The organism is Salipiger sp. CCB-MM3, assembly GCF_001687105.1.
In the GTDB taxonomy this organism is placed as follows: domain Bacteria; phylum Pseudomonadota; class Alphaproteobacteria; order Rhodobacterales; family Rhodobacteraceae; genus Salipiger.
This window is the reverse complement of record NZ_CP014595.1, coordinates 1,463,588-1,476,844: the sequence shown is the minus strand read 5'-3', so window position 1 is coordinate 1,476,844 and position 13,257 is coordinate 1,463,588. Positions and strand designations below refer to the sequence as shown.

The following is a 13,257-nucleotide window of genomic DNA, read 5'->3' as shown; positions in this document are numbered from 1 at the left end:
AAATCGGCGGATTTGCTTTGCGGGTGCGGCACGGCGGCCACGGTCGCGGGCAAATTGGCACCGGCAACTAGGATACCCATGCGGCTTGCGGCAGGGTTCGCGCCGAGACCAGAGGCGAGAGCCAAGCCCGGGCCACAGGGGATAAGACGCGCCGATGGATCCGCGCATGGAATTCAAGATTGCCGGATACCGGGTGGCGGTCAACGTGCCGACCTGGGCCGCGCTGCAGGCGCGGGTGACCGAAAGGCTCGCCCAGCGTCAGGGCTTTGCGCTGGCGACGATCAACCTCGACCATCTTGTGAAACTGCGCACATCCGCCCCGTTCCGTGCCGCCTATGCGGCGCAGGATTTTGTTGTGGCCGACGGCAATCCCATCGTCTGGATGTCGCGGCTTGCGGGGCGTCCGGTCGAGCTGATCCCGGGCTCGGACGCGATCCTGCCGCTGGCGCGGATCGCCGCGCGGCTGGGCGTCGGTGTGGCGCTTGTCGGCAGCACGCCTGCGGCGCTGTCGCGCGCGAAAAGCTTCCTCGAACGCGAGGTGCGGGACCTGAGCGTCGTCGCGACGATTTCGCCGCCCATGGGATTTGATCCCGAAGGGCCCGAGGCCGAGGCGGTGTTCGATGAGATCACCGCTGCCGGTGCGGGCCTGTGCTTTGTCGCGCTGGGCGCGCCCAAGCAGGAAATCTTTGGCGCGGCGGGACGGCGGCTTGCACCCGGTGTCGGCTTTGCCGGGATCGGCGCAGGGCTGGATTTCTTTGCCGGAACGCAGGCGCGGGCCCCGGAATGGACCCGGCAGATGGCGCTGGAATGGCTGTGGCGCGCGGCAAGCAACCCGCGGCGGCTGGGCCTGCGCTACCTGCGCTGCCTTGCGATCGTGCCGGGGCAGACTGTGCGGGCGCTGCTGCTGCGGCTGTTCTCGAAACAGGCCTAGGGCGTGATCCGGCGCGGGCGGTGCCGGCGCAGACGCAGCGCATCCTTCAGCTTGCCCTTCAGGCCGCGCGGCGGCAGCACCTCGCGGTCCATCTCGAACACGGCGCCGGTCAGTGCCGGATCGGCGTCGAGCGCCAAGGCCACGCCCCAGCGCGCCGCCTGCTCGGGCGCGATCCCGTCCGGAATGCCCATGGCCGTGTTCAGCATGCCGGGCATCCAGTCGCCGATGACGATCTGCGGGAAACGGTCCGACAGATCGGCAATCAGCGCGCGGGTGAAGATGCGCGCCGCACCTTTGGAGACGGAATAGGCCGAGGCCGCGGGCAGCGGCGCGAGATCGGCGAAGGTGGCGACGTTGAGGATGCGTCCGCGTCCGCTCTCCACCATGTCCTGCAGCGCGGCGCGGCTGCAGGCGATGGTTCCGCCAAGATTGGTGCCGACGGTCTGCATGAAGCTCGTCGCGCTTTCGTCTAGGACATCGCGGCGCGGGTAGCTGGCGGCGTTGTTGATCAGCAAGACCACGGGCCCAAGCTCGGCGCGGATGCGGGCGAAGGCCTGATCGACCTCTGCCGGGTTCGAGACATCGCAGGCGAAGAGGTGGAACCGCCCCGGCTCGGCACGGGCGCGGGTTTCCTCCAGCGCGGCGCGGCGGCGGCCAAGCCCCGCGACGGTGAAGCCGCGGCGGGTCAGCTCAATCGCCATGGCGCGGCCAAGGCCGGATCCGGCCCCGGTGATCACGGCGATGCCTTCGGAGGGGCGAAGCTGGGTCATCGGCGGGGCTCCTTGAGCAGCGAGTCGGCCACCCGCAGGGCGTTGGCGGCGATGGTCAGCGAGGGGTTCACCCCCATCGAACTGGGCATGAAAGACGCATCGGCCACGCGCAGGTTGCGCAGCCCATGGGCGCGGCACTCGGCATCCAGCACCGAGCGGGCCGGGTCGGTGCCGAACCGCAGCGTGCCGGAGGGATGGCCGAAGTTCAGCTCTGGCGCGACGCCAAGAAACGCGCGCCGTTGGCCTTTCAGGGCGCGGCTGATGGCGCGGCGAAATGCGCGGCGGCGCTGCAGCAGTTCGGGATGCAGCGTGTAGTCGATCGACAGGCGCTGCGGCTGCGCCGGATCATAGGTCACGCGGTTCTCGGGATAGGGCAGGTCTTCGAGCAGGCCGACAAAGATCTGCGCGTGACCAAAGAGCTGCGCGGCAATGGCGGCGGGCAGGCGGGTCAGTTGCGACGCACCGGGCAGGTGGCGCAGCTTTGAGCGGGCCAGCATCCGGTTGAGGTAAAAGACAATCTCGCCATAAGAGGCGCGGATGCCCATGGCCTGCACCGTGCCCATGCGGGTGCCGCCCGCGTGGTAGAGATCGCGCAGCGAAATGGCCTTGGTCGCCCCCGCGTCGGGCGTGCCGCGCGGCGGCCAGAGCGCGAACATCTCGTTGAGGTGGAACATCAGGTTACGCCCGACGAGGCCCGAGCCGTTGGCTGCCCCCTCGGGCCATGCCTCGGAGGCCGAGGCCAGCAGCAGGCGCGGCGAGTTGAGCGCCCCGGCGGCCAGCACGTAGCTGCGGGCGCGGACCACATGGGTCTCGCCGTCGCGGCGTAGTTCCACACCCTCGACCGTGTCGCCCGATCCCAGCAGCCGCGTCACCTCGGCCCGGTCCAGCAGCATGGCATTGCCGGTCTTCAGCGCCGGTTCGACCCCGGCGGAGCGCCCGTCCATCTTGCAGTGGCGCGGACATTTGGTGCCGAGGCAGTTGAGGCAATCGGGCGTGCGCGCGATGGCGGTATGGGCGTGGTAGGGATGCAGCCCGGCGCGCTGCAGCGCCTCCATCAGCGCCTCTTCGGTGCTGGTGAGCGGCGGCGGCACTTCCAGCGGCAAAGGCGGCTCGGGCGAGAGCGGATCGGGAGTGCCGTGGATATGGTAGAGCCCGGCGGCGCGGTCGTACCATGGGCGCATAGCGTCAAAGCCCACCGGCCAGCCGCCCGCCGGATGCGGCAGGCCGGGCAGATCGTCGAGATCGTGCCGCTCGGGCCGTTCCAGCGTGGCCGCGTAGAACACCGAACTGCCCCCCGGCCCGGCCCCGAGCGGCGCGTAGAAGGAGCTTTCCACCCCGTCCACCGTGGCGTGCAGCGGCTCGGGCCAGAGCCCGCGCGCCAGCCGCGCCTCGGGGATGAACACCTCGGACAGGCCGTTGCGGGCGCTGCGCTGCCCGGCGGGGCCGCGTTCGAGGAACAGCACCTTCTGTCCCGCCTCGGCCAAGGCCCGCCCCAGCGTGCCGCCGCCGATGCCGGTGCCGATGACCACGGCATCCCAGAGCGTTTCGGTCAGCGGATGGCTCACAGCCCGGCCACCTTGGTGCCGAAGATCGGGCCGAAGAGATCGCGCAGCGCCAGCGCGGCGGCGTTGGTGATGTGGTTGTTGTCGAAATACCAGCCCTGCCCATCGTGCAGCGCGTGGCAGGCCTCGGCGTCGCAGAAGCGGGGCCATGTGTCGATCCAGCGGATCTGTCCGGCCTCGGCCATGGCGCGCCACGGCGCTTCTGCCTCGGCGCTGCGCTGCGCCAGAGCGCTGCGCGGCACGTCCGGCGCGGTGACAGGGGTCTTGGCCAGCGGCCAGCCCGCGTGGGCGGCCTCACGCGCGGCGAGGCGGCTGTCGTAGCCCGGGATCTCGGGCGGTTGGCGCAGCACCACAACGTCGGGCACGAGGCCGCGCAGCTCGGCGACGGTGGTGCGTTCCGCCTCGGCGAGGATGCTGGCCTGCGGCACCCCGGCGGGGGTCGGCGCATCGGTGGGGGTGACGGTGATCCTATTGCCCGCGTCGAGGCCGATGCCGCTGCCATGGGCGTAATAGGTCCAGCGTCCGATCAGCGCCACGCGCTGCAGGCTGTCGAGGCTGGGAAGCGCCTGACGGATCTGCAGATTGGCCTGCGTGCAGGCGTGATCCTGCGCCGGGGTGGCGGCGCTCTCGCTCTTGCGCAGACCAAAGAGCGGCGGACAGCCCGCGCGCCAGATGATCAGTCCGGACACATTGGCCTCATGCGCGGCCAGATCGAGCCCCTCTTTGAAGGCGCGCGCATGGCTGTCGCCCCAGACCAGCACCTGCGGCGCGCCTTCCGGGCCGATCGGGCAGGTCTCGATCCCCATGAGCGGGCCGCTTTCAGGGGTGGTGCAGCGGCTCCAGTCCTGCAGGAAATCCGCCGAGGCGGCGATATGCGGGCGCACCGATGGGCCGAACCGCTCTGCCAGACCGTCGCCGAGATAGAGCCAGCCGCCCACCGCCAGCGCCGCCGCCGAGGCCAGCGCCGTGCCGCCGAAGACCAGCGGCGGGGCGAGGCGGGCACGGCGGACGGGCATTTCGATGAAGCGCCAGGAGAGCCACGCCAGCACCACCGACAGCGCGATCCATGCGGCGGCCTCGAGCGGGCCGCTGTAGCTGCCGCGCAGGTAGAGCGACAGCGTCACCACCGGCCAGTGCCAGAGGTAGAGCGAGTAGGAGATGCGTCCGAAGAACAGCGCCACCGGATGCGACAGCGCGCGGTTGACCGGGTTTGCGCCGGTGCCATTGGCGATCAACAGCACCGTGCCCAGCACCGGCGGCAGGGCGAGCAATCCGGGAAACATCGGCCCGGCCGGGATCAGCGTCACGCTTACCGCGATGAGCGCCAGCCCGGCCCAGCTGAGCGCCGCGCGGCCGCGCCAGACGCGCCCGGTCTCCAGCCCCCAGATCGCCAGAAGCACGCCCGACAAAAGCTCCCACGCGCGGAACGGGAAGAGGTAGAAGGCCGCGCCCGGATGGCTGGGCGTGGCAAGGACCGACGAGACCAGAGAGGCGCCCCAGACCGCCACCAGCGCCATCAGCAGCACTTGGCGGTGCCGCGACAGCAGCGCGATCAGCAGCGGCAGGAAAAGATAGAACTGCTCTTCGACCGCCAGAGACCACGTGTGCAGCAGTGGCTTCATCTCGGCGCCCGTGTCGAAATAGCCCGCCTGTTTGTAGAAGAGCACATTCGACAGATAGACCGTGGCGGCGATCAGCGACTTGCCGAACTCGCGGAACTCGAAGGGCAGCAGCAGCGCGGCGCCAAGCGCGGCGGTGATCAGCGCCATGGCAAAGAAGGCCGGGGCAAGGCGGCGGAAGCGGCGCAGGTAGAAGGCGCCGAGGCGGATGCGCCCCTCGGCCTCATGCTCGCGCCAGAGGATGCCGCCGATCAGAAATCCCGAGATCACGAAGAACACGTCGACGCCGGTGAAGCCGCCGCCGAGCCATGGCAGGCCGAAGTGATAAAGCACCACCGCCAGCACCGCGACGGCGCGCAGCCCGTCAATGTCGGGGCGGTAGGGCATCGGAGTGTGCAGCGGCTGTGGCGCGCCCGGTCCGGGCGGTGCAGCATTGGAAAGTGGGGCGGGTTCTGACATGAGAAAACCGGGTCTCGACAATGACATACTCGCCTCACGCCCCCGCATGAGCCCCGCATGAACACAGCGCCGACTATAGCGGCGGCGCTGTCCGGGCTGCAAAGGAAAAGGCGGCTAAGGGTATCCTAGCCTCATAAGTGTTGCGAAACTGCGAGCCGAGGGCAAGAATGTCGGCTGGTCGGGCAGACCTGTGGCGTTTGAGTGGGGTGGGGCCGTCATGGCAGGTGAGAGGATTTCGGCGCAGGTGCCGGACTGGACGCGCGAGGATTTGCGCGGGGTCTGGGATCCGGGGCAGAAGCTGCTGCGCGCCCTCCGCCGTTACAGCGCCGCGCGGGCGCGGGGCGGGGTGTTTGGCAAGCTGGCGTCGAAATACTGGGTGCTGGTGCACCGGGTCTGGTCGGTCATCACGCAATGCGAGATTCATCTGGGCACCGAGATCGGCGGCGGGCTGCGGATGCCGCATCCGCAGGGCATCGTGGTGCATTCGGACGCGGTGATCGGGGTCAACTGCCTGCTCTTTCATCAGGTCACGCTGGCCGGGGCGGTGACGTTGGGCGGGCATGTGGACGTGGGCGCCGGGGCCAAGCTGATCGGACCGCTGACCGTGGGCGATCACGCGGTGATCGGCGCCAATGCGGTGGTTACGCGCGATGTGCCCGCCGGGGCGGTGGTGGCCGGGGTTCCGGCGCGGATCATCTCGTGGCAGCCCGAGGCGGTCACAGGAGGTCCGGCGGCGCACCCGGGCGCCCCTGCAGAGCCCACTCATAAACCTGCGCGATCTGCTGCGCCTTCCGGCTCCATGTGAAACTCTGCTCGACGCGCGCGCGCGCCGCATCGGCCATGGTTGGCAGTCCCGAGGGGTCGCGCGCCAGCCGCTCGAGCGCGGCGGCAAATGCGGCGACGATCCCGGCGCGATCCTCGCAGGGCAGCGTGAAGCCGGTGCCGGGCGTGACCAGCTCGCCCGGGCCGGCGTAATCCACCACCATCGGCACCACCCCCAGTGCCATCGCTTCCAGCACAACACCGCCGCCGAACTCGCGGATCGAGGGGAAGGGCAGCAGGTGGCAGCGGCAGAGCACATCCTGCACCGCGCGGTGATCGAGCCAGCCGTGGAAGGTGACCGCATCGGCGATGCCCAGATCCGCCGCCCGCGCTTCGAGCGTGGCGCGCATCGGCCCGTCGCCGATCATCTCGAGCACCATGCGCCCGTCGCGCAGCAGCGGCGCGGCGGCCTCGAGCAGCATGTCCGGTCCCTTGTAGGGCACCAGCCGCCCGACGAATGCCGCGCGCAGCGGGCCCGGCGCGGGGGTGGCGCGCTTGTTGAACCGCGCGGGGTCGATGGCGTTTTCGGGCAGGTAGACCAGCTTGCCTGCATGGCGCGCGGGCACTTCCGAGGCGGTGTGCCGCGAGCCGGCGAGGATCGCGCTGGCGTGGCGCAGCGTGGCGCCGCGTCCGGGCATCAGCTTGTAGGCGCCGCGCAGGTAGCTCAGCCATTCGTGCTCGCGCCGCCGCTCGGCGTCGAAACCCTTGGGCCATGGCACGCCGCCGTTCAGAGGCCCAAGCACGAAGGGCACGCCGGCCCCGGCGCAGCGTCCGGCCAGCGGCGAGGCGGTGGTGGGGCTGAGCGGGGTGATGCGGTGCACGATGTCCCACTCGCCCGCGGTGATCTCGGCGCCGAAGCGCTGCCAGACCAGCCGCTCGAACCACGGGTAGCTCAGCGCGCTGATCGCCTGCACCATGGTCCAGCCTTTGCCCTCGCCCATACGCAAAGCCTCGGCGAGCTTCCACATCGGGCGGGCGAAGGCTTCGGAATCGATCGCGGTGAACTCGCGGCCCTCGGTCAGCCCGGCGCGCAGCAGTGCCTCGCGGTTGCGCACCTGCGTGACCAGATGCACCTCGGCCACCTCGCGCAGCGCAGCGGCCAGCGACCAGCCGACCAACGGCACGCTGACCCACTCGGGGTTGGCGGCCTCGGCGATGGCCAGAACGCGGGGTTTACGGGAGGAGGACATCACAGCGAGCTTGGGCATCAGGTCAGAGAATGGACTGCCATTTCAGCGCTCGCGACTGCTCGACCGAAGCGCGGTTCAGCCGCCCGGCGCGCAGCGCCTCGGCATAGCCGGTGAGCGAGCCTGCGACGAGCCATGTGAGCGGCGTGAGCGTGGCATTGGGCACCATGTCCGAGAGGTTGATCGCCAGCAGCAGCGACAAAGGCGCGATGAAGGGGGTAATGATATCCTCGTTCGCGGCGGTGCTTTCGCGCCAGAGCAGGATCAGCGGCAGCAGGATCAGCCCGAACTCGGCAAGGAAACCGACCCATCCATAGACGCCGATGACGATGATCCAGCGCCCGTCGGTCACCGTCAGGATATTGCCGCTGACCGGATCGAGGATGTGGTTGCGCCCCCAACTGCCCCAGCCGAAGACGGGTTTCTCGTAGGCGCGCTCGAGCAGCGTGTTTTCATTGTCGAAGCGGAAGTCGAGCGAATAGGCGCGTTCCTGATCGATCTTGGCGATCTGGGTGAGCAGGCGCTCTTCGGGGATTAGATGCGTGCCCTTCATCACCGGATAGGTGATCGCGACCATGCCGATCAGGATGGCGACGCGGATTTGCCCCAAGCGGCTCAGGAACAGCACCGAGGGGATCAGCACGATGGCAAAGATCAGCGCCCCCAGCGATTTCGCCAGCACGAGGATCAGCGTCAGCCACAGCGCGATCATTAGCATCTTGCCGTTGCGCTCGGTTCGCCACAGCGCCCAGGCCGAGACGGTGGCGGTCATCATGAAGAAAGCGACCCAGAGCCCATGGTAGAGGAACACCACAGGCCGGTAGCCGTCAGAGCGCACCGATTGGGCAAAGAGGTGCTGGTAATAGCCGTAGACCCAGTTGTTCAGCTGCGGCGACATGCGCAGCTCGATCAGCATCGGCAGCGTATAGACCACCCCGCCCCAGATCAGCGCCACCAGCAGCCGCCGCTGCGAGCCGCCCTGCACGAGGAACTGCCGCGCCAGCAGGAAGGGCAGGACGATCAGGAACTGTTGCAGCACCAGCGCCACCGCGTCCTTGATGCCCAGCCCGGGCAGGCCGATCTGGCCAAAGAACACCGGCTCGGTGTTGGTCACCACGGTCATCACCGGCGAGACCACATAGGTGATCAGCAGCACCTTCCCCATCATCGACTGCGGCAGCAGCCCGCCCGGCATGCCATAACGCCAGAGGCAAAAGGCAAAGGCGGCGAGCGCCGGGATATTGTGCTTGGTCAACGGCGGGAACATCGGCAGGTCGAAGACTGCGGGCGGCTCGGGCAGGAACAGATAGCCCACCAGCAATGCCAGGATCAGCGCCCGGTCGGGCGCCATGCGGCGGAACAGCACAATCGTCACGATCGGCCAGAGCGCCAGCATCAGAAAGGCAAGAGGGTTGGGCATACCGGGTCGCGATGCTCGTGAAACGCTTACTCTGGACAGGGACGGGCGGCACCCCCATGCCGCAAGACCATCCGCTCAACATATCAGTCCCGCGTGGCGCTGTCGCCTGCCACCGGGGCCTTGCCCTGCTCTAGCTGGCAGAATTGGCACAATCGTGGCGGAGCTTGGGCCGGGGGGAGATGTTTTGCGGCGCCGGGGTTTATTCAATCTCGGCAAAAGTCACCGGATTGTTCCCATAGCGCCGCGGTAACGCCCGATTGTTCGCGCAGGATTTGGGGGATATCCGGCTGACGTGTAGAACGAGACCCATGGCCCAACGCGCTCTCAAGATCGCCTATCTGAGTGATTTCTCGCCGCTCGACCGGAACCTCTATTCCGGCGGCAACGCGCGGATTCACGATGCGCTGCGTGACCACGCCGGAGAGGTGACCATCCTGCCCACCGGCTGGGGCGCCGCCGAACCGCTGCGCCGCGCGATCCTGCGCCTGCCCGACGCTCTCAGCTTGCGGCTGCGGTGGCGGGCACAGATGGCGCTGTCCTCGGTGGTGGCGCGGAATATCGAGGCGGCGTTGCGGCGCGAGCGTTTCGATGTGCTCTTCGGGGCCTATGCGTTTCAGGCCCTGAAAGACCTGCGGCTGCCCTATCCGATGACGGTCGCCTACACCTCCGATGCCACGCATAGCGTCTACCGCTGCTCGGAGATCGGGCAGGCCCACCCCGGATTGATCCCCGGCGGGCGGCTGTTCGACGCTTGGGTCGAGCGCGCCGAGGCCGAGGTCTTTCGCCGCGCCGACCTGCTGCTCTGGCCGTCGCAATGGCTGATGGACGCGGCGCAGGCGCGCTATGGCCTGCCTGACGACAAGGCGCAGCTGGTGCCTTGGGGCGCCAATATCGCGCCGCCTCCGGCTCCGGCGCCGCGGGCGATCTCGCGCTCGAAGCCGGTGCATCTGCTGCTGGTCGGGCGCAACTGGTGGGCCAAGGGCGGGCCGCTGGCGCTCGAGGTCACCGCGCTGCTGCGCGCACGCGGCATCGACGCGCGGCTGACGGTGATCGGCTGCGTGCCGCCCGAAGGCAGCGCCCCGCCGCATGTGGAGGTGCACCCGCAGCTCGACAAATCCGTGCCCGCGCAGGCGGAGCTGTTCCAGCAGCTCTACGCCCGCGCCCATTTCGTGGTGATGCCGAGCTTCGAAAGCTACGGGTTCGCCTTCTGTGAGGCGTCGGCGCATGGCGTGCCCTCGCTGTGCCTGCGCATCGGCGGCGTGCCGGTGCGCGATGGGATCAACGGCTTTGCGCTGCCGCCGGGCAGTGGCGCCGAAGAGTTCGCCGCGCGGATCCTCGGCTGCCTCGATGCGCCCGGACGCTACGCGGATCTGACGCGCAGCACCCGCACCGAATACGAGCAGCGGCTGAACTGGGACGCATGGGGCGCGCGCGTCGCCGAGCTTTTGCACGAACAGGTGGCCCGCAGACAGCAGGCGTCTCAGACCGCGCCCTCCGAGGGTGCCGAGGCTGCGCTCGCCGTCGGCTGACCGCTTCGGGCGCCGCTTCGCCGGTCGCGGATCGGTGATCGGGAAAGTTCTGGTCAGGATGGGGGCCTGTGCCCTAGCGTCGTGTCAGGCAACGCATTTTACCCGCAGCTTGGACCCGCATGGCGCAGACCGAACGGCAGCTCGACACTTCTCCGCGGATCTCGGACGAGATTCGCAAAACCACCTGCTACATGTGCGCCTGCCGCTGCGGGATCGACGTGCATCTCAAGGACGGCGCGCCGGTCTATATCGAGGGCAACCGCGATCATCACCTCAATCGCGGGGTGCTCTGCGCCAAGGGCGCGGCGGGGCTCAAGCAGGTCACCTCTCCGGCGCGGCTGCGCGCGCCGATGCGCCGGGTGGGTCCGCGCGGATCGGGCGAATTCGAGGAGATCAGCTGGGAAGAGGCGCTGCAGACCGCCGTGGACTGGCTGAAACCGCTGCGCGAGACGGCGCCCGAAAAGCTCGCCTTCTTCACCGGGCGCGACCAGTCGCAAAGCCTCACCGGCTGGTGGGCACAGCAGTTCGGCACGCCCAATTACGCGGCGCACGGCGGCTTTTGTTCGGTCAATATGGCGGCGGCGGGGATCTATACGCTGGGCGGCAGCTTCTGGGAGTTCGGCAGCCCCGATTGGGAGCACGCCAAGCTGCTGCTGCTGTTTGGTGTGGCCGAGGATCACGACAGCAACCCGATCAAGATGGGCCTGTCGCAGCTCAAGGCGCGCGGCGCCAAGGTGGTGTCCATCAACCCGGTACGCTCGGGCTATAGCGCCATCGCCGACGAGTGGGTCGGCATCACCCCCGGCACCGACGGGCTGCTGATCCTGTCGCTGGCGCACGAGCTGCTGCGGGCCGGGCGGATCGACCTGCAGTTCCTCGCGCATTTCACCAACGCGCCGGTGCTGGTGGACTGCGATCCGAAGTCCGAAAACTACGGCCTCTTTCTGCGCGACGCCGAGGGGCGGATGCAGGTGATCGACGCCCAGACCGGTCGCCCCGCGCCTTGGGATGCCGAAGGGGTGGAGCCCAAGCTGACCGGCCATCTGCGCCGCGCCGGGATCACCCACCGTTCGGTGATGCAGATGATCGCGGCGCGCTACATGGTGCCGGAATACGCGCCCGAGGCTGTGGCCGAGCGCTGCGGTCTGCCCGCCGAGCGCATCCGCTGGCTGGCCGCCGAACTCGCACGCGCCGCCTTCGAGGCCCCGGTGGAGCTTGACCAGCCGTGGACAGATTTTCGCGGTCGGGCGCATCGCACGATGCCGGGACGCCCGGTGGCGATGCACGCGATGCGCGGCGTCTCGGCGCATTCCAACGGGTTCCAGACCTGCCGCGCGCTGCATCTGCTGCAAAGCCTTCTTGGCGCGGTGGAGACGCCGGGCAGTTTCCGCTTCAAGCCGCCCTATCCGAAACCGCCCGAGGCCCATCCCAGACCGCATGCGCAGGCCCGCCCCGGCCAGCCGCTGGACGGCCCGCCGCTGGGCTATCCGCTCGGCCCCGAGGATCTGGCGGTAGACGAGACGGGCGCCCCGCTGCGCATCGACAAGGCGTTCAGCTGGGAGGCGCCGCTTTCGGTGCACGGCATGATGCATATGGTCATCGCCAATGCGGTGGCGGGCGATCCCTACCGGATCGACACACTGTTTCTCTACATGTCCAACATGGCGTGGAACTCGGCGATGAACACCGCCGGCACGATGGAGATGCTGACCGCGCAGGACGAAGAGGGCGACTATCTCATCCCGCGCATCATCTACTCGGACGCCTATCGCTCCGAGATGGTCGCCTATGCCGATCTGATCCTGCCCGACACCACCTATCTTGAACGGCACGACTGTATCTCGCTGCTCGACCGCCCGGTGTCGGAGCCGGATATGGCCGCCGACGCGATCCGCTGGCCGGTAGTAGCGCCGGATCGCGATGTGCGTCCCTTCCAGTCGGTGCTGCTGGATCTCGGCGCCCGGCTCGGCCTGCCGGGCATGTGGCAGGATGGCGCGCCGGTCTATGGTGATTACGCCGATTACATCACCAACCACGAGCGTAAGCCCGGCATCGGCCCGCTCGCGGGGTTCCGCATGGGGCCGCACGGGTTGCAGGACGGGCGCGGCACGCCCAATGCGGCGCAGCTGGACAGTTATATCGCGCAGGGCGGCGTGCACGGCATCCCGGTGCCGCCCGAGGCCGCCTATTACAAACCGTGGAACCGCGCCTATCAGGATTGGGCGGTAGCGACCGGCCTGCTGGAAACGCCCGCGCCCTATCTGGTGCAGCTCTGGTCCGAGCCGCTGCGCCGCTTCCAGCGCGCCGCCGAAGGGCAGGGCACGCGGCAGCCTCCCGAGGCGCTGCGCCCGCGCATTGCCGCCGCCATGGAGCCTCTGCCGACGTGGAGCGCGCCGCTGTCGGAGGGCTTTGAGGATCCGGCCGAGTATCCGCTGCATGCGATCACCCAGCGGCCCATGGCGATGTATCACAGCTGGGGCAGCCAGAACCCGTGGCTGCGGCAGATACACGGGGTGAACCCGCTCTATGTCCCCGGTGTCTGGTGGCGCGAGCTGGGTCTTTCCGAAGGCGACTGGCTGCGCGTCATCTCCGCCCATGGTGAGATCACCGTGCCCGCCGCCCGCATGGAGGCGCAAAGCGAGGGGGTGGTCTGGACGTGGAACGCCATCGGCAAGCGCAAGGGCGCATGGGGTCTCGATGCGGCGGCACCCGAGGCCACCAAGGGCTTTTTGCTCAATCACCTGATTCCCGAGCTTCTGCCCGAGCGCGGTGATGGTCGCCGCTGGTCGAATTCCGACCCGGTCACCGGTCAGGCGGCATGGTTCGACCTGCGCGTCCGGCTGGAAAAGACGCCGCCGCCGCCCGAAGCGCAGCCCGCATTTCCGCCGCTCTGGCGGCCCGCCTAGGCGCTTCGTCTAGACCCAAATATCCCGGGGTCCGGGGCAGCGCCCCGGTCCC

The 13,257-nt window shown here is 68.9% G+C and carries 9 protein-coding genes; 4 read left to right on the top strand and 5 right to left on the bottom strand.

What is annotated here, in order from left to right:
- Nucleotides 1-166: 166 nt before the first annotated feature.
- Complete coding sequence (locus tag AYJ57_RS07200; protein WP_066106818.1) at nucleotides 167-931, top strand: WecB/TagA/CpsF family glycosyltransferase; 765 nt, start codon at nucleotides 167-169, stop codon at nucleotides 929-931.
- Here the strand turns inward: AYJ57_RS07200 and AYJ57_RS07195 are convergent.
- Genes AYJ57_RS07195 through AYJ57_RS07185 form a run of 3 tightly spaced genes read right to left on the bottom strand, consistent with a single transcriptional unit; the run spans nucleotide 928 to nucleotide 5,269 of the window.
- Nucleotides 928-1,701: an SDR family oxidoreductase gene (locus tag AYJ57_RS07195; protein ID WP_066103196.1), complete on the bottom strand. Its 774-nt coding sequence runs from the start codon at nucleotides 1,699-1,701 to the stop codon at nucleotides 928-930. The two genes, AYJ57_RS07200 and AYJ57_RS07195, sit on opposite strands and share 4 nt — an antisense overlap.
- On the bottom strand, nucleotides 1,698-3,266 hold the full coding sequence (locus tag AYJ57_RS07190) for a GMC oxidoreductase (protein WP_066103194.1): 1,569 nt from the start codon (nucleotides 3,264-3,266) through the stop codon (nucleotides 1,698-1,700). The genes AYJ57_RS07195 and AYJ57_RS07190 overlap by 4 nt, the downstream gene beginning before the upstream one ends.
- Nucleotides 3,263-5,269 (bottom strand): acyltransferase family protein, encoded by a 2,007-nt coding sequence (locus AYJ57_RS07185; RefSeq protein ID WP_066103191.1) that lies wholly within the window; start codon nucleotides 5,267-5,269, stop codon nucleotides 3,263-3,265. Before AYJ57_RS07185 ends, AYJ57_RS07190 begins: the two co-directional genes overlap by 4 nt.
- A gap of 289 nt (nucleotides 5,270-5,558) precedes the next feature.
- Between AYJ57_RS07185 and AYJ57_RS07180 the strand changes: the two genes are divergently transcribed.
- A complete protein-coding gene (locus AYJ57_RS07180; protein WP_157374009.1) occupies nucleotides 5,559-6,146 on the top strand; it encodes a serine O-acetyltransferase in 588 nt (195 codons plus the stop codon).
- Here AYJ57_RS07180 and AYJ57_RS07175 read toward each other — a convergent pair.
- A complete protein-coding gene (locus AYJ57_RS07175) occupies nucleotides 6,058-7,353 on the bottom strand; it encodes a glycosyltransferase family 4 protein (RefSeq protein ID WP_066103189.1) in 1,296 nt (431 codons plus the stop codon). The two genes, AYJ57_RS07180 and AYJ57_RS07175, sit on opposite strands and share 89 nt — an antisense overlap.
- 22 nt (nucleotides 7,354-7,375) lie before the next feature.
- Nucleotides 7,376-8,770 (bottom strand): hypothetical protein, encoded by a 1,395-nt coding sequence (locus AYJ57_RS07170; protein ID WP_066103186.1) that lies wholly within the window; start codon nucleotides 8,768-8,770, stop codon nucleotides 7,376-7,378.
- Between the two features lie 308 nt (nucleotides 8,771-9,078).
- Between AYJ57_RS07170 and AYJ57_RS07165 the strand changes: the two genes are divergently transcribed.
- Nucleotides 9,079-10,299, top strand: a complete 1,221-nt coding sequence (locus tag AYJ57_RS07165; protein ID WP_066103183.1) for a glycosyltransferase family 4 protein — start codon at nucleotides 9,079-9,081, stop codon at nucleotides 10,297-10,299.
- Between the two features lie 119 nt (nucleotides 10,300-10,418).
- Nucleotides 10,419-13,205, top strand: a complete 2,787-nt coding sequence (locus AYJ57_RS07160) for a molybdopterin oxidoreductase family protein (protein ID WP_066103180.1) — start codon at nucleotides 10,419-10,421, stop codon at nucleotides 13,203-13,205.
- Nucleotides 13,206-13,257: the final 52 nt, after the last annotated feature.

Bases quoted from the DNA above. Each gene is read 5' to 3' on its own strand.
- AYJ57_RS07180 (WP_157374009.1), top strand. From the start codon at position 5,559: ATGGCAGGTGAGAGGATTTCGGCGCAGGTGCCGGACTGGACGCGCGAG.
- AYJ57_RS07165 (WP_066103183.1), top strand. From the start codon at position 9,079: ATGGCCCAACGCGCTCTCAAGATCGCCTATCTGAGTGATTTCTCGCCG.
- AYJ57_RS07175 (WP_066103189.1), bottom strand. From the start codon at position 7,353: ATGTCCTCCTCCCGTAAACCCCGCGTTCTGGCCATCGCCGAGGCCGCC.
- AYJ57_RS07170 (WP_066103186.1), bottom strand. From the start codon at position 8,770: ATGCCCAACCCTCTTGCCTTTCTGATGCTGGCGCTCTGGCCGATCGTG.
- AYJ57_RS07185 (WP_066103191.1), bottom strand. From the start codon at position 5,269: ATGCCCTACCGCCCCGACATTGACGGGCTGCGCGCCGTCGCGGTGCTG.
- AYJ57_RS07160 (WP_066103180.1), top strand. From the start codon at position 10,419: ATGGCGCAGACCGAACGGCAGCTCGACACTTCTCCGCGGATCTCGGAC.
- AYJ57_RS07195 (WP_066103196.1), bottom strand. From the start codon at position 1,701: ATGACCCAGCTTCGCCCCTCCGAAGGCATCGCCGTGATCACCGGGGCC.
- AYJ57_RS07200 (WP_066106818.1), top strand. From the start codon at position 167: ATGGAATTCAAGATTGCCGGATACCGGGTGGCGGTCAACGTGCCGACC.